Raw genomic sequence first — 26830 nt, forward strand, 5'->3', positions numbered from 1 at the left:
CGTAGACAAAAAAAAACCAGTGTTTCCACTGGTTTTTTTATTCATTCAGACTTAGTCGTTAAACTTACGACGTGGGCGGTCAAAACCACCTTCAGTACGTGGACGATCTGAATTAAATTCACGCTTCGGACGGTCTTCGCCACCAAAAGTACGCTTAGGACGGTCTTCACCACCGAAAGTACGTTTTGGACGGTCATCACCAAAAGAACGTTGTGGACGGTCACCAAAACCACCTTCACGACGTGGCGCTGGACGATCACCAAAATCACGTTTTGGGCGGTCACCAAAAGAACCTTCACGACGTGGTTTGTAGTCTACACGGTTACCGCGGTTGTCATCATTCGAGTCAAAACGTGGTTTATCGTTGAAACCGCCTTCGCGACGTGGACGATCAGAGTTGAATTCACGCTTTGGACGATCATCAAAAGAACGTTGCGGACGATCACCGAAACCGCCTTCACGACGTGGCGCTGGACGATCACCAAAATCACGTTTTGGACGGTCATCAAAAGAACGTTGTGGACGATCACCGAAACCGCCTTCACGACGTGGACGATCATTATTAAACTCACGACGTGGACGATCTTCACCACCAAATGATGGACGATCACCACGAGGTTTGTCATCGTAGCTACGACGTGGACGGTCATCACCACCTTCACGACGTTTAAAGTTAGACTCACCTTCGAAACGAGCACGACCGCCGCCATCGCGACCACCGAAACCACCGCGACCACGACCGCCGCCATCACGACCGCCGCCATCACGACCACGACCATCACGACCACGACCACCGCCATCACGACTACCGCGTGCAGGAGGTGGAGATGGCTCAAGACCTTCAATTTCAGATACATTCAAACGCGCATCTAAGAAATCTTCTAAAGCACGGATTTTACCGCGTTCACGGTAAGTTGCTAAAGTGATTGCTTTACCAGTACGGCCCGCACGACCTGTACGACCAATACGGTGTACATAGTCTTCGTTCTTCATTGGAAGACCGAAGTTAATTACGTGTGAAATTGTTGGTACATCAAGACCACGTGCAGCAACGTCGGTTGCAACTAAAATTTTTGCACGACCTTCACGGATGCTACGTAAACGACGGTTACGAACAGTTTGTGGCATAGCACCGTGAAGTGCTACAACTGATAAACCTGCTTCAGCAAGCTCTTCAGCCAACATATCGGTGTCTTCTTGAGTAGAAGCAAAGACAACAGCTTGATCTACATCTTCAGCACTTAACCAATGCGTTAGTAATTTTTTCTTGTGCTCAAAGCCATCAGTCCAGTGTAAAGTCTGAGTGATGTCAGTATTCGTAGAGTGACCAGTTTCGATTGCAATACGTTGTGGATCATTCATCATGCGTTCAGCAAGTGTAATGATACGACCAGCAAATGTTGCAGAGAACATTAAAGTCTGTTTACGGTTTGCAGCAAGATCGCTGATTGCTTCTAAGTCTTCAGAGAAACCTAGATCAAGCATACGGTCTGCTTCGTCAACAATAAGCGCATCAACTTGGTCTAATTTAATTTGACGACGGTTTACAAGGTCAAGTAAACGACCTGGAGTCGCAACAACAACTTGTGCACCTTTTAACTGTTGGATTTGCTTACCAAACGGCATACCACCCATGATCGCTGCAATACGTGCACCTTTCATGTGACGGACAAAACCAATCGCGTCTTGGCTTACTTGCTGCGCCAACTCACGAGTTGGGCAAAGAACCAAGATATTCGGTTGTGTAATTGCTTTCATACGTTCTTTGAACGGAACGAAAGTCTCTTGTGCTGCAAGTGCGTTTAACGTTGGAAGTAAGAACGCTGCAGTTTTACCTGAACCTGTTTGGCTAGATACTAAAAGGTCTTTACCTTCCAAAGCTGCAGGAATCGATTGTTCCTGTACAGGCGTAGGAGAAGTAAAACCTAAGCTTTGTAAAGCTTGTTGTAACGATTCATGTAAAGGAAAATCAGCAAAAGTTTTGCTCATAGAGTATTTCACCCGAAAAATGGGTGCTCCATTAAATATATGGTCTGATGGACATCGGCAAAAAGCGGCACAGCAATAATCGCTGAAAATATAGAATCAGCGGCGATCCGAGAACGACGATGCGTATAACGCACATTTGATTACAGCCGCAACCTGAAGGAATCGCTTAAGCGATTGGGTGGGGCGCGAAATAATGTCCTCTCTTTGGACCGGACGCGCATACACAATGATAGAAGAGAATGTTCAGGTAATGAACGAAATTTAGTGCGTGGGCGGAGTATAACAGGATATTTTTAAAAGTCACCTCTTTTCGTGAAATTGATACAATATTTTCCTCAAAGATTGAATAAATGCAGGTTTTCACTTTAATTTTTTTGACCATCTAGAAAAATATTGAATAGCATTCTACGTTCTATCCCTCAACTATCAGCCATAAAACGCAATTAATTGTACTAGCTCTCTAATGTTGCCGTGATTTGACTGGTATCTGTGACCTGTAATGAACATTACACACAGCAAGCTTAAATAGGTGTCTATACGCTGGCTAATTTTAACCCACTTTATTTCTGAGATAGAGCTATCTTCATTAAGAGGTGATCAGAATCTGGCACAGCCTATGTTTTACAATCTATAGAGGTCAAAGCCATAAAGTAAATCACCACAAAGGTCTTTACTTTTTTCATCCTTATCAAAGAAAAAGCCCTCTTATGAGGGCTTTTTCAATGTCTTAAAACACGATCTGCATGTTATTACTTAGCAGCTTCACCCCAAGCAGGTACAACTGCTTTCATCAGAGGTTTCAACATTTTCATAGAACATGCCAGTACTTGGCCATTTTCCATAGATTCGCTACCACCACGTGCATCAACCACTGTACCGCCCGCTTCTTTCACGATCAACTCGCCAGCTGCGATATCCCAAGGCTTTAAACCGAGTTCGAAGTACGCGTCGAAACGACCTGCTGCAACATACGCCAAATCTAATGCTGCAGAACCTGTACGACGGTATTGCGCGCCAGCTTCAGTCACATTTAACAATGAATCAAAATGATTTTTTGCATAAGAAATCACTTCACCATTACGTTTTGCACGGTAAGCATGACCCACAGACATGAATGTATTTTCAAGGCTGTCTTTCACATTTACACGAATACGGCGTTGGTTCATCATGGCACCGCGACCACGACTTGCAGAGAACAATTCATCTTTCACAGGGTCGTAAATTACGCCGTGTTGAGTAATGCCTTTATGTTGAACTGCAATAGAGATACAGAAGTGAGGAACACCGTTAATGAAGTTTAGAGTGCCATCAAGTGGGTCAATGATCCAACACCAATCTGCGTCGTGACCTTTACCTTCTTGAAAACCAAACTCTTCACCAAGGAAGCTGTGATTTTTATAGCTTTTACGTAGGGTATCGATAGCCAGTTGTTCCAAATAACGGTCTACACGCGTTACAGGACCATCAATTCCTTTTTCTTCGACTTGTAGATCGAGCTTATGACGATTTTGATGCGCTTTTAAAAGCTCTTGACCGACTAATTGAGCCGCACGCGCAGCCATCACCACCATAGGTTCCATTGAACACCCACTACAATTTGAAGATATTGATAAAGAATAATGCATAAAAGCCCGCGCATCTTATCAAAGATCGGGGCTTTTAGGGAAAAAATGTTTCTAAAATTTAAAAACGGTGCTTAAACCATATGTACAAGTTTTAACCATGCTTGGCGCACCGAGCTTTCAATGCCTTCTACATCTAGTCCCGCCTGATGCAACATTTGCGCATGCGTGGCTTGATGCATGAATGTATCCGCTAAACCGAGATTTAACATCGGTTTCACGATTTGAGCTTGTGCCAGATATTCATTGACTGCACTGCCCGCACCCGCCATTACCGCATGTTCTTCAACCGTAACAAATAAAGCCGTTGATGGTGCTAAAGTCGCTATCATCTTTTCATCAAGCGGTTTAACAAAGCGCATATTCACCACACGAACCGCTAAATCTTGTTCAGCTAATTTCTGTGCTGCCTCTACTGCGGCCTGAACACGACTACCAAAGGCAAGAATGCTAATAACGTCGTCTTGGGCATCATTAAAGCTCGCTACAATTTCAGCCTGACCAATTTCCATCGGGGTCATCTGTTGTTGAATTTCAACACCCAAACCATTGCCACGCGGGTAACGCACTGCAGCAGGACCATTATATAAATAAGCAGTATGCAACATTTGACGACATTCATTTTCGTCTTTAGGCGCCATAATCACCAAATTCGGTACGGTGCGCATAAAGGCATAGTCATAGGCCCCAGCATGAGTCGGGCCATCTTCACCCACTAAGCCTGCACGGTCGATACCAAAGGTAACATCTAGATTTTGCAAGGCAACATCATGAATCAATTGATCATAGCCGCGCTGCAAGAAAGTCGAGTAAATGGCCACCACAGGTTTTAAGCCTTCACATGCCATACCTGCCGCTAAAGTTACAGCGTGCTGTTCTGCAATCGCAACATCAAAAAAGCGCTGTGGATACTGTTTGGCAAAACCGACCATACCTGAGCCTTCGCACATGGCAGGGGTAATCGCCAGTAAACGCTCATCTTGTGCGGCTTCATCACATAACCATTGACCAAATACATCTGAATATTTAGGCGCCGTTTGTGGAGCAGACTTGGCATTTATTTTTGTAATCGCGTGATATTTGATTTGGTCAGCTTCAGCAGGTGCAAAGCCTTTGCCTTTTTTTGTATAGACATGAATTAAACGTGGACCTTTACGTTTTTTCAATGCGGTAAAGACTTGTGTCAGCTGTTCGACATCGTGCCCATCGAAAGGCCCAAAGTAATCAAAACCAATCGCTTTAAAGACGTTGTCAGCCGCATCTGTCGCTGCACTGTGTAAGCGTGAGTTATAGGTCCATTCAGGATGTGGCTGTACATAAGCTTCGCCATCCGCTGAAATATTAATGGACTGACCACTTTCCCAAATCGAAGCCAAATGTTTAGCAAAACCACCTGTGCTGCATGAAATCGACATATCGTTGTCATTCAGCACCACCATCAGGTCCGCATCATGCGCGACTGCATCATTCATAGCTTCAAAGGCCATACCTGCTGTCATCGCCCCATCGCCAATGATCGCGACCACTTCACATGGATTGTTTTGATAACGACGTGCCAGCGCCATACCCAAACCTGCTGAAATCGCAGTCGAAGAATGTCCGACTCCAAAGGTATCAAACACCGATTCATCACGCGCAGGAAAGGCAGCCAAACCATCTTTAGCACGAATCGTCGTGAGCTGTTCACGGCGGCCCGTCAAGGCTTTATGCGGATAAGCTTGATGACCGACATCCCAAATTAAGCGGTCATTCGGCGTGTTAAAGCAATAATGTAATGCCACGGTGAGCTCGACTACACCGAGGTTTGCACCAAAGTGTCCCCCACTTTGTCCTGCGGCATACAGAATAAATTGACGTAGCTCGTCTGCCACTTGTGCTAATTGACTTTGCTCAAGCGAGCGAAGTTGTTGAGGATGATCAATCGTATCCAACAACGGTGTTACAGGGCGATGAGCTGGTATTTCTGTATACAACATAATATGGCAAAGCCTTCTAAAGCCTGGCAAATCTAGCTAGGTCAAATGGGTAATTCGATCATATCGTCGAATGCTATCACCTTCAATCAGCCATATTTCTAGCGATGCAGTTTTGAGCAGTGCTCTCACTGGGTGTTCGTTTAGTGCAGGTGATTATCCTGAATAATCTTACTATTTATCAACTATTATCGTTCGCTTTATACAAAAAAGAAAATCTTCTGCATAAATTCATGGATGCAATTCTACCAATGTCGATGCATTACGCTATACTTTAGCCAATTTCTGAACTATTTACAGGTTTAGCTGTGCCTATTGAATTTGTTGCCACATCCCGTTTACCGACTGCTTTTGGTGAATTTAACATCACCGTATTTCAAGATCCCAAGACCGGTGAAGAACATGTTGCACTCTCAAAAGGTTTGGATCAGCCAATCACAGAACCCGTTTTAGTCCGTGTTCATTCCGAATGTCTCACGGGCGATGCCTTTGCGTCACTGAAGTGTGACTGTGGTCCACAATTGCAAGCCACGCAAAAACTGATTAATGAAGCTGGGCAAGGCGTGATTCTGTATTTGCGTCAAGAAGGTCGTGGCATTGGACTGACCAATAAAATTCGTGCTTATGCGCTACAAGACCAAGGGCATGACACAGTCGATGCCAACCTAATGCTCAACCTCCCTGCCGATGCACGTCGTTATGACATGGTCAGTATTATGTTAGATCATTTAAATATTCAACAAGTCCGTTTGATTACTAACAATCCGTTAAAGATTGCAGCACTGCAAGAGCAAGGGATCAATGTGGTGGATCGTGTACCATTGACGGTCGGTTTAAATCCTTTCAATGAAGAATATTTAAAAACCAAACATGAACGCATGGCACACTTGTACAAGAAAGATGATTTTTAAAATTTAATCATTTGCTCTAAGCCTACTTGAAAAAGCCGGTTTAGAGCGCTTCAATCAGATTAGATGGTCATGGAGAAAATACGACTCTCAGGTCGACGGCGTTTTAAATGCAAATCGAACGCCATACAAATGTTGCGTACAAAGGCTTTGCCCTGCTCAGTTACTCGTAAGCTCTGTGGCTTAATCTCTAATAAACCATCGTCCCGCATTTCTTCCAGTTGTCTCAAGACCTCAGCCAATTCCGGAAATTGCATCTCTGATTCTGCCCACGACGTTTGAAAGCTACACATTAAATTTAAAATGTGACGACGAATCATCAGATCTTCAGCACTCAAAATATGCCCGCGATAGACAGGAAGTTCATTGTTTTCAAGTCGCGCATAATAATCTTCGAGCTTTTTTTCATTTTGCGCAAAGCTATACCAACTGTCGCTGATGGATGAAATACCTAAACCTATCATCACTTGGGTTTTTGATGCGGTGTAGCCCATAAAATTGCGATGCAAAGTGCCTGCCTGAAATGATTGATACATCGCATCATTTTCTAAAGCAAAATGATCCATACCAATTTCATGATAACCCTGTGCCAGTAATTTATTCTTCCCTTCTTCATAGCACTGGCGTTTTACTTCATCTTTCGGCACATCATGGTCTTTAAAACCACGTTGCCCATTGCCTTTGATCCATGGCACATGCGCATAACTATAAAATGCCAGACGATCTGGGCGTAAACGATTGGTTTGATCAATGGTATTGAGCACATCATCTAGGTTTTGAAAAGGCAGACCAAAGACCAAATCATGTGAAATTGAGCTATAGCCTATTTCACGTGCCCACTGCGTCACTTGCTCGACATGTTCAAAAGGCTGTATCCGATGAATGGCTTTTTGTACGGTTTCATTATAATCCTGCACCCCATAACTGACACGGCGAAAGCCCAAGTCATACAAGGCTTGCAAATGCGCCCGTGTGGTATTGTTGGGATGCCCTTCAAAGCTAAACTCATACTGCTCGGCAATCTCTGCTTGCGCAAGGATGCCTTCAATTAACTGAGTTAAATGCACTGGAGAAAAGAAAGTGGGCGTTCCGCCACCCAAATGAATTTCTTTAATGCGCGGTTTGTCTTCAAGCAAGTCACAATAAAGAGACCATTCTTTTAAAACCGCCTGAATATAAGGCTGCTCCATCTCATGTTTTTTGGTCACCCGTTTGTGGCAACCACAAAAAGTACAGAGACTTTCGCAAAAAGGCAGATGAATATACAAACTTATGCCTTCAGTCGAATTCGATTCAGCAAACGATGTTTTCAGCGTCTGTTTCCATTGCTCTAAAGAAAACTGCGCCTCGTCCCAATACGGCACCGTTGGATAACTGGTATAACGTGGACCAGGAACATTGTATTTTTGAATCAATGAATCGCGCATATTTACCATCAGCTCTTCCGTATTCAGAAGATGCAGCCTATTCTGCATCGCCAAACTCGGGTCTGTACTGTGGTTATTCTGCTGAGCTTAGGATCAAAATTCAACCTAGCGAATTGGTCAGGTTATTTTTCACATGGCAGCATTTCATTTTTAAAATGCTTCACGACGTCGAATGCTGCAGTAGGACTCTTCGGAAAATATTCTTAATCTTTTTGCTGTTTTATGTTTTGATGTAAGCAGTTTTCATCTTTTCCCATGAGGCTTTTCATGCAGCACCCAACGTCTGCGGATATCCAACGCGTTCGCGAATTTCTCCTCGACTTACAGGCTCGTATTTGTGCCGCACTTGAACAACAAGAGCGTGCTGGCGGCGGGACTGCACAGTTTGAAATAGATGATTGGGAGCGTCCTGAAGGTGGTGGTGGTCGTTCACGCGTACTGCAAAATGGCACAGTGATTGAAAAAGGTGGAGTGATGTTCTCACACATCAACATTTCTAAGCTCCCTGCTTCAGCGACTGAACGCCATCCGCAAATTGCAGGTGCCAAGGCACAGGCCATGGGTGTTTCTTTGGTGATCCATCCGAAAAATCCGAATGTCCCGACTTCACATGCCAACGTGCGCTTGTTTGTGGCTGAAAAAGAAGGCCAAGATCCAATTTGGTGGTTTGGGGGTGGTTTTGACCTCACACCATTTTACCCAAATGATGAAGATGTACTGTCATGGCATCAGGCGGCACATGACTTGTGTGCTCCCTTTGGCGCTGAAGTCTATGCCGAACATAAACAATGGTGCGATGACTACTTCTATTTAAAACACCGCGACGAACAACGTGGCGTCGGTGGATTGTTCTTTGATGATCTCAATCAATGGGACTTTGAAACCTGTTTCCACTATATCCAAGCGGTCGGCAATGGCTATCTCAACGCCATTCTTCCAATCTTCCAGCGTAACCAAGACAAGCCTTATAGCGAGGTGCAACGCGACTTTCAAATCTATCGTCGTGGTCGTTATGTCGAATATAACTTGGTCTATGACCGTGGCACGCTTTTTGGTCTACAAACAGGTGGGCGGATTGAATCGATTTTAGTGAGCTTGCCGAATTTGGCTGGTTGGTCATATCGACCTGAATGGGAGGCCGATTCCGCTGAGAAAAAACTGACCGATTTTTACCTGAAACCGCAAGATTGGCTCAAGCTGCTCAAATAGAAACACAGTCTTACAATTCTATATCCCCCACGCATGCCCTTTTCATTAGATTAGGGCAGCTTATCCATTAAATTTTATATATTTCCCGATCAATTCCCCGTAGAATGATCACTACACAAAGCGTCATTTCTTTGCATTTATTAAAGCATTGTCACAGGTTTAAAACAGCAATTGGGTTCTTTTAAGTTCGCAAAAACCGTAAGCTAAATTAAGTCATTTTCAATGTATTCATTTTAATGACATCAATATTTAGTATCCTCCTTTGCCGTTCTCTGAGGTTCCAAACATGTTCGCAAAAAGAGTTAGCTCGACCACCATGGTTCTTTTCTGCTTTGCTATTGTGTTGCTAAGCTCGATCAGTACCACTATCTTTTCTGAAAGTGCGTTTAATGACAATGCATCCATCAGCATCACCGTATTTGCAGGTATTGGCTTAACCCTGACCGCAGCAAAATTATTGTTTGATGCGATTCACAGCATCTGTAATCCATAAGCCGCCTTTCTTTTCTCTGTTGATAAAAAACCACTGAACGCTTTAGCCTGCGTGTAATTTGCCGTATATTGAACAGCATTTTCCACATGGATTTGGTGCGATGAACAAACAATTCGCTGTCATTGGCAACCCGATTGAGCAGTCTCGCTCACCTGAACTTCACCATGCGTTTGCACAAAAAATGGGGCTCGACCTCAACTATAGTAAACGTCTTGCGCCACTCGATGGCTTCCTCGCCAACATCCAAGAATTCTTCTCACAGGGTGGCATTGGTCTTAATGTCACTGTCCCGTTTAAAGAACAAGCCTTTGCCGCCTGCACAGTCCTCACTGAACGCGCTAAAATCGCAAAAGCTGTGAATACGCTGTGGATGGTCGATGGTCAATTACATGGTGACAACACCGATGGACAAGGGCTAGTTGATGCCATTCATGCTTTGGACTGGAACTTAGACCAGACTGATGTGCTAATCATCGGTGCAGGTGGTGCAACTCGCGGCGTTATTTATCCACTAGTACAAGCAGGGGTAAAAAAAATTGTGATTGCCAATCGTACCCTTGCCCGTGCAGAGCAACTGGTGAGTGACTTAAAAACAGCTGTACCGCAAGCCGAATTGCAAGCCATCGGCTTAGATGCGCTCGAAGGTCAGTTTGATCTGGTAATTAACGCAACTTCTGCCAGCCTAAGTGGCGATGCTTTAATTCTGCCTGAAGCTTTGCAATTTCAATATGCCTATGAAATGGCCTATGGCAAACCCTCTACCTTTTTAGATCAAGCCAAGGCTCGCGGCGTACCCACCTCGGAAGGCTATGGTATGCTCGTGGGTCAGGCGATTGAATCTTTTTCCATTTGGAATGGTGTAAAACCGAACCTGAAAGATTTTTTATAAGCACAAATAAAAAAGAACCTCCGCAGAGGTTCTTTTTTTCAGATTAGTTCATGTGTTTTTGTACGGCTTTATAGGTCTCGTAATAGGTCGAGTCGCTAAAGAAGTCGTCATGTTCAAGCTTCAAACCTTGCAACGATTTTTCTGTCAATTGACCTTTTAAGTCATCTGCAAATGCTTTAGCAAAGACGTGTGCAGACTGAGTCAAATATGCAGTTTGCTCTTGGTCAATCTCATAGGTATCGGTGAATTTGTCTTGATAGACCTGAGCAAAAACCGCTTGCTTGGTTTTGTATTTCTTCGCCAAATCCTTCCATTGCTGATTTTCTTGTACATCTTCCAGTGCATCATTAACGATATTGGCGATACTTTCTCCCAGCTCATCAAAGTCTTGTTCGTGCTGTAAAGCATGTTTTTGACGTAGCTGAGTCAGACGCTTAAGTGCTGCACCCTTCGGCTCTGCAACATCCATGAACTCATAGGCATACACTTCTGAAATTTCATTGATGGTCGCTGAGCTATAGTAACGAATATACTCTGGACGTTGTGCGGCAAACATCAAAGCAAATACCGCTTGATACGCTTTAACTTCAGAATGATGACGTGCATAGCTTTGCTGCGCTGCCTGCTGGTAATAATCTGAAATAGCCTTAGGTAATTCTGTTGTACTTGATGATGCGCTCTCTACACTTGATGAATCTGCACCTAACGGGCCCAGCATGCCTTTCACTACATTTTCCAGCAGTGAACCTTTAGATACTTCCTCAATCGATTTGGCATTTCTTAAAGCTTGACGGTCAATGGCGGTCGCACTGCCATAATTAAACACCTGATTGGTGCTCTTAATTTGTAGCTTACCAATTTGCTCATCGCTAATCACAATGTTGTAATCCATGTTTTGCGCACGACCTTTTTGGTCGAGTCCAACATCCATCACAAACGGTGAACGCTCGCTACCCAGCTGTGCCATGATCGGTGTAATTTCAGCCTGATGTTTTTGCCAAAGTTGTTTAAAGCTTTGTGCGTCTACCAGTTGCTCTGTTTGATACGCGCTAAAGAGTGGTTTCAACTCTTCCAAAACATTGGTCGCTGCTTGTCCAAAAGTCTCTTCATCTATAGATTCATTGGTTACTTTAGGTGCAAGTACATCAATATCTTGATAATCACGGCATGCGGTCACTTTACCAATAGGAATGTTCTTGCTGTTGATGAGCGCATCGCAAGCTTCTTCAGATAGCGTATTTGGTGCTGCAGAAGCAGACACTTCAGTTGTTGTCTCATCAGCATCTTCTGTCGCGGCCTGCGCATAAGCCACATCTGCTGCTGCATCAACCGTAGCATCGGCAGCGGCATCTACAACAATCTCTTGTTCATCGCTCTGTCCATAACCACTCAGGTTCTGCATTTTTTGGTTTACCAAATGACTGACACGTTCGAGTGAATCATAGGCTGGATCTTCACTTGTGCTAGTCGCAGCAATCTCTGCTTCTTTCGCCGCCTGCATTGCATCTTCCGCTGCGCTTGGTGTTTTTGCAGCATCCTCAATCAGACGCTCAGCATCAAAAGCTTGTATCTGCTGGGTATAGTGCAGTTTATTGACGTATTCAAATAAGCCCAATTGTACTTGTGCTGTTTCTAAGTCACCCATATAGCGAATTTTTTTGCTTAGGCCTGCTTCTTTTTCTGACTTGCTTAAATCAACACTATGCACTTGATTTGGCTCTGCCAAAGCATATGGCAGTGCATTCATCTGCTTTAAGTATTCAGCAAACTTTTTAAAATCAATATGACCGAATGCGTCTTTATGCTTAGAAAAGTCGATATAGGCAAAGCGATCCTGACTTTCACGATTCACCATGAACGGCATAAAGGCAAAGTAGTTGGTGTAAAATTTATAATCATTAAAATCAACCACCATCGGCAACTGTGCTTGCACTTGTAGGGTTGGTTTTTGATAACTTAACTGTAAAGTCAATGCTGCCAATTTTTGACGGAAATGCACAGAGCCTTGATAACTAAACCGTAAGTCATTGAGTAAATTCACCAAAGATTCTGCGATTTGAACCTTAGCAGAACGTGATTCACCACCGCCATACAACGATGCATACGGATTTTGTTCACGCGCAAGTGCATCATATAGCGCTTGTTTTTCTTTGGCGGTAAAGGAAATCTTTTGATTTTTTAATAACTGATCTAATTGTTTTTTCAGCTCTGGATCTAAATTCGTCCCATTTGACTGAGCATTGGACTTGGAATTTGGCTTGGACTCATTAAAATTAAAGTCAGATTGAATAGAGAACTGACCTTTAAAATCATAGCTGGCATTTTCAAACATGGCATTAAGACCATGCGTGGCTTGTTGCCCGAGCTGCTGATCTGAAGAGGCATTGGATTTAATGACATGCTGAGTACACCCACTGATACTCAAACCCAATAAACAAAGTGTTATATATTTTAAGCGCATAATACTTGCTGAAAACCTGAGTTAATTATAGTTTATTAAAAAAGTACATGATCAAAAGACCACCGAGTCAGTGTAACAGAACTGTCTTTTTAGATTGATGATTTTATCTACCAATTCGCCTTTCTGACATTTTCTCAAGTCGGATCTATCAATGTATTTTGATACGATGTATGAATAATGAAATGATCGATTTAAATAATCCAATACTATTTCTAAATTAGGATTACACACATGCCTGCATATAAAGCTCCCTTACATGATATTCGCTTCTTAATGAATGAAGTGCTGGACTATCCTGCACATTATCAAACCCTATCGAATGGTGAAGCTGCCGACGCTGATACGGTAGATATGATCTTAGAAGGCGCAGCAGATTTTTGTGAAAATATTTTATCTCCTTTAAACCAATCGGGCGATGAAGAAGGTTGTACCTTCGACAATGGTGAAGTGAAAACACCAAAAGGCTTCAAAGACGCTTATGACCAGTTTGTCCAAGGTGGCTGGCAAGGTTTGTCTTTCCCTGAAGAATTTGGCGGTCAGAACCTGCCTCAATCTTTAAATCTGATTAAATCGGAAATGATGGGCACCGCAAACTGGTCTTTCCAAATGTACCCAGGTTTAAGCATCGGCTGTATGAACACCATTTTACAGTTTGGTACAGACGAACAGAAAAATCTGTATATGCCGAACTTAGTGGCAGGTACATGGTCTGGTACCATGTGTTTAACTGAACCTCAGTGTGGCACCGACTTAGGCCAAGTAAAGACCAAAGCAGAATTAAATGCCGATGGCACTTATAACATCTCAGGCACCAAAATCTTCATCTCTGCAGGTGAGCAAGATTTAACTGAAAACATCATTCACATCGTACTTGCTCGTCTTCCAGATGCACCTGCAGGCACCAAAGGGATTTCTCTGTTCATTGTGCCTAAATTCTTGGTCAATGCAGACAGCAGCCTTGGTGAACGCAACCCTGTGACCTGTGGTTCGATTGAACATAAGATGGGGATTCGTGCTTCTGCAACCGCAGTGTTGAACTTTGATAATGCTGTCGGTTACTTGATTGGTGAGCCAAACAAAGGCTTACATGCCATGTTCACCTTCATGAACACCGCACGTATCGGTACAGCAATTCAAGGTATTGCACATGCTGAGCTTTCTTTCCAAGGTGCACTTCCATATGCCAAAGAACGTATGTCGATGCGTGCACTTTCTGGCAAGAAAGACCCTGAAAAAGTCGCGGATGCCATTATTCATCACGCTGACGTTCGCCGTATGTTACTGACACAAAAAGCGATTGCTGAAGGCGGTCGTTCAATGATTTATTATGCAGCGCAAATTGCAGACAAAATGGCAGATGCGCTTGAACGTGGCGATACTGCTGCATTTGAAGCACATGATGATCACTTAGGTTTCTATACCCCAATTTTAAAAGGCTTCTTAACTGAATTGGGCTTGGAAGCTGCAAACCACGGTATGCAAGTCTATGGCGGTCATGGCTACATTAAAGAATGGGGCATGGAGCAAATTGCACGTGATGCACGTATTGCGACATTATATGAAGGCACAACAGGTGTTCAAGCACTGGACTTAATTGGTCGTAAAGTACTTCTGACCTCTAAAGGTAAAGTGATTCGCGACTACACCACTGAAATTTTAAAATTCTGTGGCCAACAGGCACGTAACAAATACATGCGTCGTTTTGCATGGGACTTAACCAAAGTATGTGCACAGTGGAATGCCTTAACTGTTCGCATTATGCTTGCAGCTCGTAAAGACCGTGACGTGGTATCTTCTGCTTCTGTCGATTTCTTGATGTTCTCAGGCTATGTGATGATGGCGTATTTCTGGGCACAACAAGCGGCTGTGGCTTCAGAAAAATTGGCTTCTGGTGATGGCAAAGAATCTGCTGAATTCTATAAAGCAAAAATTAAAGTAGCTGACTTCTATTTCGAACGTTTATTGCCACGTACCCAAGGTCATGCCGAAGCAATGGTCAATCCTTCAAAAACCATGACTTCTTTAGCACCTGAACACTTTAGCTTTGACTACTAATTAATAGTGTCAAAATGATAAAAAGAGCGCCTAGGCGCTCTTTTTGTTTCTTGTCCGACCTTACAACAATCCAACTCCCCCAGCAACTTAGCTGTCGCTCCAATTTTCTGGCCTCATCTTTAGACTTTGGTAAAAGCGTTCCCTACACAGTTAAAAAGAGTTCTCTACGCTCTCTGATAGTTTTTTAGAGTTAGTGCGTTAAAAATTTTGCCATGGCTCTGTCTTTCTACAACTTAAATTTAAGTAAGAAAATGGCGTTCATATTTAAAAAATCATTTAACAAAAAAAATAATATAAAGATTCAAATACATCAGAAAAAAAATATGATCAGCATTCAAATATCAATAAAGGGAATAACAATGTTAAGAAAGCATAAGCTCAGCCACTATATCTTTCCGCTCATGCTGGGCTTTTTATCAATGGACGCTATTGCGGCGATCAATATATGGTCCAGGTGGGCCAGCACCAGCAATGCATGAAGCAGCGAAACAATTTAAAAATAAGACTGGAATTGATGTCCATGTATCCGCTGGTCCTACTTCACAATGGGCCGACAAAGCCAAACTCGATGCCGACGTCATATATAGCGGTTCTGAAGCCATGATGTCTGATTTAGAAAGCGTATTTGCTGACAAAATCGTAAAGGACTCAATTAAGCCACTCTACTTACGCCCTGCTGCCATTTTAGTCAGAAAAGGCAATCCCAAACACATTCAGGGATTTAAAGACCTAAGCAAACCAAACACTAAAGTTTTGGTCACACATGGCGCAGGCCAAGTGGGCATGTGGGAAGATATTGCGGGTAGAACGGGTAATATTCAGCTCACAAAATCATTCCGTAAAAATATCGCCATGTATGCACCCAATACAGGCGCAGCGAAAAAAGCATGGGAAGCGGACAGCAGCTATGATGCATGGTTAGTGTTTAATATTTGGGGGGGTCAGTAATCCAGACATTGGGCAAATTATTCCGATCGAACCTGAACTGGTGATTTACCGTGATGCAGGTATCGCCCTGACACAACACAGTCTAAAAAATCCTGAAGCGAAAAGTTTTATTACGTTTTTAAGTTCTGCTCAAGGCAGTGCGATTTTTAAACAGTTTGGTTGGAACAAATGAGTGCTTAATTTTAATCTTTTTTCCACATAAAAGATCAGTTTCCAATCTTAAATACTAGAACTTTTAACAAGTAAATTGGACATAAAAAAGAGCGCCACGGCGCTCTTGATTTCAGAAAACAATAATTACTGAACCTCGGCCAAAAGCGCTTGTGCTGCCATTTTACCCAAGGTATTCGATGCCAAAGGACTATCTCCTGTAATTAGCTTACGGTCTTGAATACACTGTCCCGACATCTCTTTATTGACCACTTCAACACCCAACTTTTCTAAGCGATCTGCCAGTAACCATGGTAACTCCCCCGGCATATAGCCAATTTCTAAGTTGGTCCCTTGATCGAGTGCATCGGGGAAAACACACATTTTGTACCCTTTAAAAATATAATTTTCAGGGGCTTCATTAAATGCGGCAGCCAATAAGCCTGCTGGCCCATGACACAGCGAAATGACAAATTTATCTTTTGCCACCGCCCACTTCAGTAAGGTTTTTAAGTCTTCACTGTCAGGTAGACCAATTAAAGCACCATGCCCACCGGGAATAAGGACAGCCAAATAGGGAGAGTCATCACCTAAACTGTTTTTCAGTACATCTGCCAGTTTTAAAGGTTTCTTAAATTGGGCTAAGTATTTTTGGAATGTTGCAGGCACAACAGCATCTTCATGGGGCATCGCCCACATTTCAAGTTTAACGGGATTGCCCGATAACGTCGCAATATCAATGTCAAAGCCCGCGCGGTCTAAATGATACATGGGCAGTAACGTTTCTACAGGGTGATTGCCTGTGGAGAAGAATTTGCCATTTTTCATCAGTAAATAACGCTCATCGCTTGCGACCATCAAAACTTTTTTATGCCCAATATAGGGTGTTGGATAGTCGGTTCCATCGAAGTCGGTTTTACTGGCGGTGTATTGGGAAAGTGAATAAGGCGATGGAAAAAATGCATTATCTTCAGCTAAATCAGGGCTTGGATTACGGCTGGTCTGTGCCATGCTGATTCTCCTTTATTATTGCTTGGTTATTTTCAGTTTTACGAAACCTAGAGTTCTGTACCACAGCTCATTTATTCAGCATAACAAAGTTTCAACGTGGCTCTGTTTTAAGATGTAAATATAAGCTTACCTGTATGACAAGATAAAATTTGAGCAATAAAAAACCCCGACATCCTGTCGGGGTTTTTCGTATTAAGTGCTGAGGTATAACTCCTGTCGTACCTTCGTCCTTGAGCTGATCTTTATTGTTATTCTATTGGAGCATCCTGCTCTCTATGGTTCTATATTAGAAAACTTACAGGCAGACGTATAGGCGAAAAAAGCGGGAATTGATGTAAGCTAATTCGTACAAATGAATCAACCCTATTCATTATCGGCTGAATCAAAAATGGCTGACCATTTAAAGCCTGATGATTATTAACTCTCTTAATTTCACGTGCAGGTATTCTTTTAGACTTTATGTTTTAATTCTTTTGTATTTTTAGCTGAGTTTAATCCTGATGAGAAAGCAATATCATTTTAGAAAAGTTGAAAATGATACCTATATTTGGGATGTCGATCGCTTGGTCGAAATCACTCAATCTTTTCAAGTCAGACAAGTTCCGCTATCAGACATCAAGGAATTAGACGAAGCTTATTGGTATCCAGATGCTCACCCCACCACTCAAGACATTATTGCGCATATGCAACTCATTCTAGAGGCAGATTTATCTTATCCCATCATTTTATGTGTTCAAGGCCGATTAATGGATGGTATGCACAGAGTGGGAAAAGCAAAAATTCTAGGCAAAGAGTCCATTTCTGCGGTTCAATTTGATACAAATCCGCAACCTGACTTTATCAATGTGCATGAAGATGATCTGATCTATGATGATTAAATCATTGAGTCATTTTTTAAATCAAAACGATATAGATACATGAAACACTAATCACAGATTGGGCTTTGAATGAGTCTTTATGTAAAAAGGCGGATTGAATCGTAATTTTTTATTGTTCAACGTTTGAACTAGAACTTAAGTGAACTTAAAAGAAAATATCTATTCAAATTGTGGATATACAAAATCGTATATCGCTTTCAAGCCAAATTCAAAGCCATGATGGCAACTCATACAATCATGGCTTTATAAAACTTAGATAAATTCTTCCAACACTGAGTTTAAAAACACATGCCCTTGCTCGGTACATGCTAAGCGCGTGGTATCATCTACCATTAATTTCCGACTGCGTAGTGAGTCCAAAGTTTCAACCAAACGATCCAAATTCAAACCTGTCCGCTGTGCATAATATTCAGCTGCTACCCCATCATTTAAACGCAAAGCATTCATCATAAACTCAAATGGAAGTTCGTCGGCTTCAATGCGCTTAAACTGCACATGCTCCGCAGGGACTTTAGCCAAATAGTCTTTGGGTAAACGAGTTTTCTGGAACCGATAGACCCCATCTGGCTGGGTCACTTTGGCATGTGCACCTGCACCTATCGCTAAATAGTCGCCAAACTGCCAGTAATTCAAATTATGCGCGGAAGGCTGCTCTTTACGCCATGCCGAAACTTCATAATTGATAAAACCCTGCGCTTTTAAATAAGCTTCACCTTGGGCTTGAATCTCTTCAAGCACATCGTCCACAGGTAAGACAGGCTTGGTTCTAAAGAATACGGTATTCGGTTCAATCGTGAGTTGATACCATGAAATATGGGTTGCACCATTGTCCACGGCAAGCTTCAAATCCAGTAGAGCTTGCTCTAAAGTCTGTTCAGGTAAACCATGCATCAGGTCGACATTAATACGTTTAAAACCTGCATCACGCGCAAGGCCAATCGCAGAAATCGCATCGGCGTTACTGTGAATTCGTCCCAACTTGGTTAAATGTTCAGTATTAAAGCTTTGAACCCCTATCGATAACCGATTGATACCAACCGCCAAATAATCGGCAAAAGGATCATGTTCGACTGTACCAGGATTGGCTTCTAAGGTAATTTCACAATCCACCTCAAAAGGCAGTAGTGCTTTTAACTGGGCAAATAACCATTGATACCCTTGCGCTGAAATCAAAGACGGTGTTCCGCCGCCAATGAACACACTATGAATGTGACGCCCTTGAGCAAACTCAAGCTGAGTTTTAAAGTCCTCGACCAAAGCATGTAAATATTCTTGCTCTAAATCTAAAGACAACTTGCCATCTGGCACCGCATGCGAGTTAAAATCGCAATAGGGACACTTACGCACACACCACGGCATGTGAATATATAAAGACAACGGAATATTTGCAGGATGTAAATCAGTCAAGGAAGAGACTCTAAAGCACAGCGGTAATCTTGCATATTTTAACATGACTGCATCAAGACACTTATGAAATCTGAATCTATTTGGATTAGACTGATAAAAAGACAAGTAGAATGAATGGTTTAAAATGATGAAAATATCAAGCCACTTGCTGTTTATGCTACCACTGGCCTTTGGTATTGGCATTGCTATGACTTTTCAAACGGCGCTGAATACACAGCTCAGAGAATATTTTTACTCTCCACTACAAGCCGCATTGTTATCCTTCTTCATTGGAACCTGCGTTTTAGCACTTTTGGTTGTAGTCCAACCCGTCGACAAACCACAGTTACATGATTTTTCCAATATTCCTTGGTACTTATGGCTCGGTGGCTGCTTAGGGGTTTATGCCATCAGTATAAGCATCTATACTGCGCCTAAATTAGGCTTTCTCACGTTTTCAGGTTTGGTTATTTTTGGACAAATCCTGACCTCCGTGATTTTTGACCACTATGGTCTACTTGGTACCGAAAAAACGCCTGTAAATTGGCAGCGTTTACTTGGTGGCGTCGTAATTTTTATTGGTGTGCTTCTCACTTTACAACGCTGAATTTATTTAGACCAAGCACATGATGAATATGAGTAATTTTTGTGTCGACTACAAATAAAATCACGTCCCATCGTTTCGAATTAAAAAAGTTATTGGTGTTAATGCTGCCCATCCTGATCACGCAGTTTTCTCAAGCGGGTCTCGGGTTAATTGATACCATCATGGCGGGGCATTTATCCCCTACCGATTTAGCCTCAATTGCCGTCGGTGTCGGTTTATGGATACCAGTGATGTTGCTATTCAGTGGCATCATGATTGCGACAACGCCGTTGGTGGCAGAAGCCAATGGCGCACGCACCCCTGAAAAAATCGCCACTATTGCTCGTCAATCCCTGTGGGTGGCCTTTATTTTGGGAAGCATTGCGGGTTTAATTTTACAAAGCATGCCGCTCTTACTGCCACTCATGGGTGTACCTGCAAACTTACTACCTAAAGCCAGCCTATTTTTACATGCCATTGGCTTTGGCATGCCTGCGGTGACTATGTATGCAGCACTGCGTGGATATTCTGAGGCACTTGGTCACCCTCGCCCTGTCACTGTGATTAGCTTAGCCGCCTTGGTCCTTTTGGTTCCCCTGAACTTTGTCTTTATGTATGGTTTCGGCCCGATTCCAGCGCTCGGTTCAGCAGGCTGTGGATTTGCCACTGCAATTTTACAGTGGATCATGTTTTTCACCTTGGCCACTTATATTTTTAAAGCTTCGGCATATCAAAAAACTCAAGTGTTTAGTACTTGGGAGAAGATGGATCGCTATTGGATCGAACGCATTTTAAAACTTGGTTTACCCATTGGCTTAGCGATTTTCTTCGAAGTCAGTATTTTTAGTACCGCTGCGATTATTCTCAGTCCATTGGGTGAAACCATTGTGGCAGCGCATCAGATTGCAATGTCGGTCACCTCTCAGTTGTTTATGATTCCGATGTCCCTTGCCATCGCCCTAACCATTCGTGTCGGGACTTACTATGGTGAAAAAAACTGGATCGCTATGCGCAAGGTACAAAAGCTTGGACTGGCTACAGGCACGGTTTTGGCGCTGATGACCATGCTGCTGATTGCGCTGTTTCGTCCTGAAATTGTGGCGATTTATACCTCGGATCATGAAGTATCGGAAGTTGCGATGTATTTACTGCTGTTCGCACTCGCATACCAACTGATGGATGCTTGGCAAATTAGTGCCGCAGGCTGTTTACGCGGCATGCAAGATACCAAAGGCCCAATGTGGATTACCATGGTTGCCTATTGGATCGTTGCTTTCCCAGTCAGTATCTATTTAGCGCGCTACACCAACATAGGTGCAGCAGGTGTTTGGATTGGACTGATTGTCGGTTTAAGCGTGGCGTGTGCCCTGCTCTTGCTCCGTCTTTATAACAACAATAAACGCCTCAGTCATGACTATCCATAAGTTATGCATGGCATTGAATAGGAAGGAGGCCGTTTCTTCCTATTCTAACTGTTCTACTGCTATGCCAAAGCGTCTTTCAGGCCTTGTGGTACTTCACTCTCATCCTCAACGTCTTTAACCACCACCTGCCCAACGATCACCTCACTACCATTAAAGGTCATGGTGGGTGAACCATACAGACTATAGCCTTCATTCAGTGCTTTGGTGACGCGCGCGCAAAAATGCACATCGTCCTTGCCTGTAAAATAACGATAAACTTTCATTTATTTCATACTCAAAATTATTCGCACAGTGTAACGCGATTTTTAAATGCAGAGACATCCTGTGTGCAATTCACTCAATTGACCACTATTATTTAAATAGAAACATCAGCTTAACAATTTAAAGTAGGCAGTTTTGCATTTGTCGCCTATGATCAAATCTGAGATGTAATGAGATGCCCCGAGGAATATCGCATGGCAAATACGACTCGTACGCCCGGTCGTCGCTTTATGAAACTTGCCAGCATGACGGCAAGTATCGCAACCAAGACTGTGACCAATTCAATTAAAAACTTCAATGCCGATGAAGATAAAAAAAATGCGGCGCGCAGTCAGCTTTTTCAGGACATTGGACTTCAAATTGCAGACACCTTAGGTGAAATGAAAGGTGCCGTGATGAAAGTCGGGCAAATTGCATCTCAATACAAAGACATTTTTCCGCCTGAAGTGGCACGTGCAATTAGTAAATTACAACGACAAGCGCCTGCGATGCCTTTTCAAGAGATCAAAGCTCAAGTTGAAAAAGAACTCGGCAAACCGCTCAATCAAATTTTTACCTCTTTTGATGAACAACCCTTTGCCGCAGCCTCCATTGGTCAAGTGCATAAAGCCACTTTACCGAGTGGTGAGCAAGTTGTGGTTAAAGTTCAATATCCGGGTGTAGAAGAGGCCTGTGAAAGCGACTTAAAACAAGTCCGTTTAGCGCTACGCCTAATGGGTGTACTTAAAATTGACCGTAAGCTGCAAGATCAACTCTTTAAAGAAATTCAGGACAGTTTGGACAATGAGCTAAACTATCAAATAGAAGCCCAAAACTTAGAGGTCGCACGCACCTTTCATCAAGCTTTAGACCCTAAAATTATTATTCCTCAAGTCTACAAAGACTATTCAAGCCGCCATATTTTGACCTTAAGCTTAGAGCACGGCGAAAGTATTGAAACTGCCAGTACATGGTCACAAGAAACGCGCAATGAACTGGGCCGTCGTTTATTCCGTGCCATTGGTCGTGAGATTTTCTTTCTAAAACGCTTTCACTGCGACCCCCACCCGGGCAACTTTGCCTTTCGTGAAGATGGTAGCGTGATCGTATATGACTACGGCGGTGTCAAAACCCTATCGACTGAAATCGTGATGCATTTTAAGCAGCTGATTCAAGCAGCGCGCGACAGTGATATCTTGGCTATGGAACAGCAATTGACTGCTTTACACTCTATGTCTGAGCAAGGCAAGTTCCCTGCCGAACTGTATGAAGCATGGTTAGAGGTGCTCATGCGTCCACTGACCACTTTGTATGACTTTGCCGAAAACTCAGCGCATCATGATGGCATTGAACTGGTCAAACCATCGCTAAAATACTGGGATGTGTTTAAACCCTCACCCGATACACTAATGGTCAATCGAACAGTCTCAGGACATTATTGGAACCTGATTCATCTCAAAGTACACGACAACCTCAATGATCTATTTGAAGAGTTGGTGCCACCTCCTGCCTAAATAAAGACTGCGGGCACGATAAAATCGCTACAACTCAATAAACCCAGTTACATAAAGTCACGGGGTTTATTTTGACTTCCTTGTTGTTATATTATAACATTTCAAAATAACACATTTAAGGAGAAGTCTATGCGTGCCAATATTCATCCAGAGTATCGTGAAGTTCTGTTCCACGACACCAATGCCGACGCGTTTTTCGTGATCGGCAGTACCTTACAAAGTCATCAAACTCGTGAGTATGAAGGCAAGACTTATCCTTACGTCAGTTTAGATATCTCAAGTGCTTCACATCCGTTTTATACCGGTGAACAACGTCAAACCAGTAATGAAGGTCGTGTTGCAAGCTTCAATAAACGTTTCGCGCGTTTCAAACGCTCACAATAATTTCATTTTTCTTTAAGCTATACGCGTTATAGTAAAGATATCAAGAAGCCTAAGACCTCCTCCAGCTTAGGCTTCTTTTTTATGTATTCTTTTCTGGTTCCTATTTTGACCAGCTTTTTTCTTAATGTTTAAGCACACTATCCAACAGATAAAATCCGATCCCAAGCACGATGACACCCACTACTAAGCTCGACAGGACGTAACTCAAAGCCAGGACTGTTTGCCCCTGTCTAAATAACTGAAAAGTTTCGAGGCCAAAACTAGAAAATGTCGTAAAACCGCCCAGTATGCCCACCATCAAAAATAAACGTGCTTCTTGTTGCAGTACTGGAAACTTCTGGCTGAATGCAAAGAAAATACCCGCAGCAAAACAACCGATGATGTTGATCCACCATGTCGGCCATGGAAAACTCATACTCGGTTTAAACAACCATAATCCTGCACCGTAGCGTAAACAGGCACCTATTCCGCCCCCCATTGCCACCAAGATCCAATTCATTGACCTATCCTATTCTTTACAAAATGCGGTATGGATAAGTCCGAAGTTATCCACAGTTCATCAACTATAATGCTATTAAACCTGAATCAATCCTCGCACTTCAAGGTTTTTCAACATCGGTTGTTGATCCCTACATATCTTATTGTCTCACTCTCAAAAGTGAACACTAGCATTCAAACTCACACATGCTTTACATGGGATATTAAACCTAGCATCGCCGAATATCTTTACTTCGTAAGCATCCGGCTAACACAGCCTTACCAAGCGATCCTATAAGCCTTAATTTAGTTCCCACCTAAAAACAAGTGGGGACTTAATCCATGAACATGGATATATATTCAGCAACACCTCCTGTTGCTAAAAAACGCCGAAAATACAGCAAAGAATTCAAACTCAGTATTGTCAATGCCTGCAAAAATCCTAATACCTCGATCGCTTCGGTCGCACTGCAACATAGTATTAATGCCAACCTTGTCAGTCGTTGGATCAGGATCTTCAGCCATCATGAGGGTGCCGTGCAGGATCCTACTCATGTGAATCCAGCATTTATTGCTTTGCCTTACACTGCTGCAATCAGCCAACCTATTGATGAGAGGATCACGTTGTGTATCACCGTGCCTCATACGAATAATGATATTCAGCTAAAATGGCAGACATCAGAAATACCTGCCTTGGCAGAATTACTCAAGGCACTTGCAACATGATCCGCATTGATGAAATCTGGTTGTCTACTCAGCCCATGGACATGCGTGCAGGTATGGATACGGCCATGGCTCAGGTGGTGAGAGCCTTTGGCTACATCAAACCGCATTGTGCTTACCTGTTCTGTAATAAACGTGGCCATCGCATGAAAGTGCTGGTACATGATGGATTGGGCATCTGGCTGTGTGCCCGGCGGCTGGAACAGGGCAAATTTCACTGGGCTCAAGTTCACCAAGGTGAAACCGTGGCCCTCAGCCCGGAACAGTTACAGGCATTAATCCAAGGTTTGCCCTGGCAGCGCATTGGACGACAGCAGGTGGTGACGATGCTTTAAACCAGGCTGTTCCATTCTGCTATTCTCCAAACGTTCTATTTCATTCTTCTCATGACCTCAGGCATACTGCGGTCATGAATACGCTGCCTGACTTAAGCCAACTGACCCATGAACAACTGCTGGAATTCACCAGGCAGTTGGCGCTGCAGCATCAGTCTCTAGCACAATCAAACCAACAATTGGATGCCAAAGTTCAACATCTTTCTATTCTCAATCAAAAATACGAGCATGAACTGGCGCTGTTTAAAAAGCACAAATTCGCCCAAAGGAATGAACACTTAACGGCAAAACAAATCCATCTGTGGGATGAAGCGGTTGAAGAAGATATTGCCGCGGTTGATCTAGAACTGGAACGGCTAAATGCAGATAAAACCAATGCAGCGACACAGAAAGCCAAAACCAATAAACCTAAACGTCGACCACTGCCAGATCATCTACACACCATCCGTATTGAGCATGAACCTGCATCAACCCAATGTGCTTGTGGCTGCCAACTCCGTCGTATCGGCGAAGATGTCAGTGAAAAACTGCATTTCAGACCGGCACAGTTCTATAAGGAACAGCATGTGCGTGGTAAATGGGTCTGTGATCAGTGTGACACTCTGACTCAGCAAGCGATGCCCGCCTATGTGATTGATAAAGGCATTGCTTCACCTGAATTGCTCAGCCATGTGCTGGTATCGAAGTATGCCGATCATTTGCCGCTGTACCGTCAGCGCCTGATCTATCAGCGGGCTGGCATTGATCTGTCCAGATCCACTTTATCTGACTGGATAGGTCGCTGCGGTGTAGAACTGGAACCTCTGGCCAATGCCTTAAAAGAGGTGGTGCTGCAACAGCGGGTGCTGCATGCAGATGAAACACCGGTCACCATCATGCGGATGGGTGAGAATAATAAAAAACCGAAGAAAGGTTATGTCTGGGCCTATGCCACCACACAGTATAATCCAGTTCAGGCGGTGATCTATGACTTTCAGGATAGTCGTTCAGGCCAGCATGCTGAAGAGTTCTTGAAAGGCTGGCAGGGCTATCTAGTCTGTGATGATTACAGTGGTTATAAAGCACGTTTTAAATCAGGCCAGGTGATTGAGGTAGGGTGCATGGCCCATGCACGTCGTAAATTCCATGAACTGCATGTAACTGGGAAAAGTCAGGTTGCTGAACAGGCCTTAGTGCTGATTCAGAAACTGTATGCGATAGAAGCAGAACTCAGGAAAAAGACCGATGGTACAGCGGAAGACCGCCGCGAATACCGACAACAGCATAGTCAACCAGTGATGCAACAACTATATGAATGGCTCAACCAACATCATCTGACAGTGCCATCGAGTTCTCCCACCGCCAAGGCTATCAATTACACTCTGAAGCGTTGGCCAGCCTTAAGCCGCTATCTGGATGATGGCAATCTACCGATATGCAACAATTGGGTAGAGGTGCGACACGAAGTCGCTTAATGAAGTTGTTCCCCCCTGCGGGAACCACCCGTGTCACCGGGTGAATCTAGAAGGCTGAATAAAGAGCGCCTTCAACAATGTAACGAGGCACCGCAAGGTGCGGGGTATCAATCGTGAGAGGCGTACCCTTCTGGCAGCCATAGCCGGACAAGGGCTAGATAATCGGTATGGTGAACACATGTGAATCTGCGTAACGATCGTTAAGTTGAACGAGCGGAAATGGCTGATACGCTCGAACCAAAACGGTAATGGAGGTGGGAATTGCGTCTTTCGACTACGCATTCGTGACCCATA

The 26830-nt window shown here is 43.4% G+C and carries 21 protein-coding genes and 2 pseudogenes; 14 read left to right on the top strand and 9 right to left on the bottom strand.

Annotated features, from left to right (window positions below; translation table 11 throughout):
* Window positions 1-51 precede the first annotated feature (51 nt).
* The 3 genes from AC4CUX_RS05220 to dxs all read right to left on the bottom strand — a co-directional run bounded on the left by AC4CUX_RS05220 (window position 52) and on the right by dxs (window position 5587).
* Window positions 52-1989 (bottom strand): DEAD/DEAH box helicase, encoded by a 1938-nt coding sequence (locus AC4CUX_RS05220; protein WP_201706822.1) that lies wholly within the window; start codon window positions 1987-1989, stop codon window positions 52-54.
* A gap of 749 nt (window positions 1990-2738) precedes the next feature.
* The gene (locus AC4CUX_RS05225; protein WP_004691373.1) at window positions 2739-3569 is read right to left on the bottom strand and encodes an inositol monophosphatase family protein; all 831 of its coding nucleotides are present in this window, start codon (window positions 3567-3569) and stop codon (window positions 2739-2741) included.
* Between the two features lie 116 nt (window positions 3570-3685).
* Window positions 3686-5587: a 1-deoxy-D-xylulose-5-phosphate synthase gene (dxs, locus tag AC4CUX_RS05230; protein ID WP_201952643.1), complete on the bottom strand. Its 1902-nt coding sequence runs from the start codon at window positions 5585-5587 to the stop codon at window positions 3686-3688.
* A 305-nt stretch (window positions 5588-5892) separates the two neighbouring features.
* On the opposite strand from dxs, the gene ribA reads away from it, so the two are divergent.
* Window positions 5893-6495: a GTP cyclohydrolase II gene (ribA, locus tag AC4CUX_RS05235; RefSeq protein ID WP_058870370.1), complete on the top strand. Its 603-nt coding sequence runs from the start codon at window positions 5893-5895 to the stop codon at window positions 6493-6495.
* Between the two features lie 59 nt (window positions 6496-6554).
* On the opposite strand, the gene hemN is transcribed toward ribA, so the two are convergent.
* On the bottom strand, window positions 6555-7919 hold the full coding sequence (gene hemN, locus AC4CUX_RS05240) for an oxygen-independent coproporphyrinogen III oxidase (protein WP_201953756.1): 1365 nt from the start codon (window positions 7917-7919) through the stop codon (window positions 6555-6557).
* Window positions 7920-8186: 267 nt separating this feature from the next.
* On the opposite strand from hemN, the gene hemF reads away from it, so the two are divergent.
* The 3 genes from hemF (at window position 8187) to aroE (ending at window position 10510) form a co-directional block, all read left to right on the top strand.
* Complete coding sequence (gene hemF, locus AC4CUX_RS05245) at window positions 8187-9128, top strand: oxygen-dependent coproporphyrinogen oxidase (protein ID WP_201706825.1); 942 nt, start codon at window positions 8187-8189, stop codon at window positions 9126-9128.
* Between the two features lie 286 nt (window positions 9129-9414).
* A complete protein-coding gene (locus AC4CUX_RS05250; RefSeq protein WP_010327619.1) occupies window positions 9415-9621 on the top strand; it encodes a hypothetical protein in 207 nt (68 codons plus the stop codon).
* Window positions 9622-9721: 100 nt separating this feature from the next.
* Window positions 9722-10510, top strand: coding sequence for a shikimate dehydrogenase (aroE, locus tag AC4CUX_RS05255; protein WP_005401303.1), 789 nt, complete (start codon window positions 9722-9724; stop codon window positions 10508-10510).
* Window positions 10511-10553: 43 nt separating this feature from the next.
* On the opposite strand, the gene AC4CUX_RS05260 is transcribed toward aroE, so the two are convergent.
* The gene (locus AC4CUX_RS05260) at window positions 10554-12971 is read right to left on the bottom strand and encodes a hypothetical protein (RefSeq protein ID WP_201706826.1); all 2418 of its coding nucleotides are present in this window, start codon (window positions 12969-12971) and stop codon (window positions 10554-10556) included.
* 231 nt (window positions 12972-13202) lie between these two features.
* Between AC4CUX_RS05260 and AC4CUX_RS05265 the strand changes: the two genes are divergently transcribed.
* Window positions 13203-15026, top strand: a complete 1824-nt coding sequence (locus tag AC4CUX_RS05265; protein WP_078389970.1) for an acyl-CoA dehydrogenase C-terminal domain-containing protein — start codon at window positions 13203-13205, stop codon at window positions 15024-15026.
* Between the two features lie 359 nt (window positions 15027-15385).
* Window positions 15386-16146 (top strand): annotated as a pseudogene (locus tag AC4CUX_RS05270) (substrate-binding domain-containing protein).
* Window positions 16147-16271: 125 nt separating this feature from the next.
* On the opposite strand, the gene hchA reads toward AC4CUX_RS05270, so the two are convergent.
* Window positions 16272-17135 carry a glyoxalase III HchA gene (hchA, locus tag AC4CUX_RS05275; RefSeq protein WP_201952649.1) on the bottom strand — a complete coding sequence of 288 codons (864 nt, stop codon included), beginning with the start codon at window positions 17133-17135 and terminating at the stop codon, window positions 16272-16274.
* Between the two features lie 500 nt (window positions 17136-17635).
* Between hchA and AC4CUX_RS05280 the strand changes: the two genes are divergently transcribed.
* Entirely contained in the window at window positions 17636-18013 is a 378-nt protein-coding gene (locus AC4CUX_RS05280) for a hypothetical protein (protein WP_201952652.1), read from the top strand.
* A 252-nt stretch (window positions 18014-18265) separates the two neighbouring features.
* Here AC4CUX_RS05280 and hemW read toward each other — a convergent pair whose 3' ends face one another.
* The gene (gene hemW / locus AC4CUX_RS05285; RefSeq protein WP_201952656.1) at window positions 18266-19420 is read right to left on the bottom strand and encodes a radical SAM family heme chaperone HemW; all 1155 of its coding nucleotides are present in this window, start codon (window positions 19418-19420) and stop codon (window positions 18266-18268) included.
* A gap of 124 nt (window positions 19421-19544) precedes the next feature.
* Between hemW and AC4CUX_RS05290 the strand changes: the two genes are divergently transcribed.
* Window positions 19545-20006 (top strand): DMT family transporter, encoded by a 462-nt coding sequence (locus tag AC4CUX_RS05290; protein WP_058870375.1) that lies wholly within the window; start codon window positions 19545-19547, stop codon window positions 20004-20006.
* Between the two features lie 101 nt (window positions 20007-20107).
* Window positions 20108-21409, top strand: a complete 1302-nt coding sequence (locus tag AC4CUX_RS05295) for an MATE family efflux transporter (protein ID WP_201953759.1) — start codon at window positions 20108-20110, stop codon at window positions 21407-21409.
* 59 nt (window positions 21410-21468) lie between these two features.
* Here the strand turns inward: AC4CUX_RS05295 and AC4CUX_RS05300 are convergent, their stop codons facing one another.
* Window positions 21469-21672 carry a DUF1737 domain-containing protein gene (locus AC4CUX_RS05300; protein WP_201952662.1) on the bottom strand — a complete coding sequence of 68 codons (204 nt, stop codon included), beginning with the start codon at window positions 21670-21672 and terminating at the stop codon, window positions 21469-21471.
* 192 nt (window positions 21673-21864) lie between these two features.
* On the opposite strand from AC4CUX_RS05300, the gene AC4CUX_RS05305 reads away from it, so the two are divergent.
* The gene (locus AC4CUX_RS05305) at window positions 21865-23163 is read left to right on the top strand and encodes an ABC1 kinase family protein (protein WP_004977980.1); all 1299 of its coding nucleotides are present in this window, start codon (window positions 21865-21867) and stop codon (window positions 23161-23163) included.
* A 129-nt stretch (window positions 23164-23292) separates the two neighbouring features.
* The gene (locus AC4CUX_RS05310; protein WP_004691406.1) at window positions 23293-23547 is read left to right on the top strand and encodes a type B 50S ribosomal protein L31; all 255 of its coding nucleotides are present in this window, start codon (window positions 23293-23295) and stop codon (window positions 23545-23547) included.
* 121 nt (window positions 23548-23668) lie between these two features.
* Here AC4CUX_RS05310 and crcB read toward each other — a convergent pair whose 3' ends face one another.
* The gene (gene crcB / locus AC4CUX_RS05315; RefSeq protein ID WP_078425480.1) at window positions 23669-24046 is read right to left on the bottom strand and encodes a fluoride efflux transporter CrcB; all 378 of its coding nucleotides are present in this window, start codon (window positions 24044-24046) and stop codon (window positions 23669-23671) included.
* 320 nt (window positions 24047-24366) lie between these two features.
* Between crcB and AC4CUX_RS05320 the strand changes: the two genes are divergently transcribed.
* The 3 genes and pseudogenes from AC4CUX_RS05320 to AC4CUX_RS05330 form a co-directional block, all read left to right on the top strand.
* Window positions 24367-24750: a transposase gene (locus AC4CUX_RS05320; protein ID WP_001055585.1), complete on the top strand. Its 384-nt coding sequence runs from the start codon at window positions 24367-24369 to the stop codon at window positions 24748-24750.
* On the top strand, window positions 24747-25082 hold the full coding sequence (gene tnpB / locus AC4CUX_RS05325; RefSeq protein ID WP_101442324.1) for an IS66 family insertion sequence element accessory protein TnpB: 336 nt from the start codon (window positions 24747-24749) through the stop codon (window positions 25080-25082). The genes AC4CUX_RS05320 and tnpB overlap by 4 nt, the downstream gene beginning before the upstream one ends.
* A 74-nt stretch (window positions 25083-25156) precedes the next feature.
* Window positions 25157-26515, top strand: a pseudogene (locus AC4CUX_RS05330) (IS66-like element ISAba25 family transposase); the annotation flags it as partial.
* Between the last annotated feature and the right edge of the window lie 315 nt (window positions 26516-26830).

Source organism: Acinetobacter sp. 231_lipA (assembly GCF_058243005.1).

Excerpts from the sequence above, each read along its gene's own strand:
- AC4CUX_RS05220 (WP_201706822.1), bottom strand. The coding sequence starts at position 1,989 with ATGAGCAAAACTTTTGCTGATTTTCCTTTACATGAATCGTTACAACAA.
- AC4CUX_RS05225 (WP_004691373.1), bottom strand. The coding sequence starts at position 3,569 with ATGGAACCTATGGTGGTGATGGCTGCGCGTGCGGCTCAATTAGTCGGT.
- dxs (WP_201952643.1), bottom strand. The coding sequence starts at position 5,587 with ATGTTGTATACAGAAATACCAGCTCATCGCCCTGTAACACCGTTGTTG.
- hemN (WP_201953756.1), bottom strand. The coding sequence starts at position 7,919 with ATGCGCGATTCATTGATTCAAAAATACAATGTTCCTGGTCCACGTTAT.
- hemF (WP_201706825.1), top strand. The coding sequence starts at position 8,187 with ATGCAGCACCCAACGTCTGCGGATATCCAACGCGTTCGCGAATTTCTC.
- AC4CUX_RS05250 (WP_010327619.1), top strand. The coding sequence starts at position 9,415 with ATGTTCGCAAAAAGAGTTAGCTCGACCACCATGGTTCTTTTCTGCTTT.
- aroE (WP_005401303.1), top strand. The coding sequence starts at position 9,722 with ATGAACAAACAATTCGCTGTCATTGGCAACCCGATTGAGCAGTCTCGC.
- AC4CUX_RS05260 (WP_201706826.1), bottom strand. The coding sequence starts at position 12,971 with ATGCGCTTAAAATATATAACACTTTGTTTATTGGGTTTGAGTATCAGT.
- AC4CUX_RS05265 (WP_078389970.1), top strand. The coding sequence starts at position 13,203 with ATGCCTGCATATAAAGCTCCCTTACATGATATTCGCTTCTTAATGAAT.
- hchA (WP_201952649.1), bottom strand. The coding sequence starts at position 17,135 with ATGGCACAGACCAGCCGTAATCCAAGCCCTGATTTAGCTGAAGATAAT.
- AC4CUX_RS05280 (WP_201952652.1), top strand. The coding sequence starts at position 17,636 with ATGAGAAAGCAATATCATTTTAGAAAAGTTGAAAATGATACCTATATT.
- AC4CUX_RS05290 (WP_058870375.1), top strand. The coding sequence starts at position 19,545 with ATGATGAAAATATCAAGCCACTTGCTGTTTATGCTACCACTGGCCTTT.
- AC4CUX_RS05295 (WP_201953759.1), top strand. The coding sequence starts at position 20,108 with ATGCTGCCCATCCTGATCACGCAGTTTTCTCAAGCGGGTCTCGGGTTA.
- AC4CUX_RS05300 (WP_201952662.1), bottom strand. The coding sequence starts at position 21,672 with ATGAAAGTTTATCGTTATTTTACAGGCAAGGACGATGTGCATTTTTGC.
- AC4CUX_RS05305 (WP_004977980.1), top strand. The coding sequence starts at position 21,865 with ATGGCAAATACGACTCGTACGCCCGGTCGTCGCTTTATGAAACTTGCC.
- AC4CUX_RS05310 (WP_004691406.1), top strand. The coding sequence starts at position 23,293 with ATGCGTGCCAATATTCATCCAGAGTATCGTGAAGTTCTGTTCCACGAC.
- crcB (WP_078425480.1), bottom strand. The coding sequence starts at position 24,046 with ATGAATTGGATCTTGGTGGCAATGGGGGGCGGAATAGGTGCCTGTTTA.
- AC4CUX_RS05320 (WP_001055585.1), top strand. The coding sequence starts at position 24,367 with ATGAACATGGATATATATTCAGCAACACCTCCTGTTGCTAAAAAACGC.
- tnpB (WP_101442324.1), top strand. The coding sequence starts at position 24,747 with ATGATCCGCATTGATGAAATCTGGTTGTCTACTCAGCCCATGGACATG.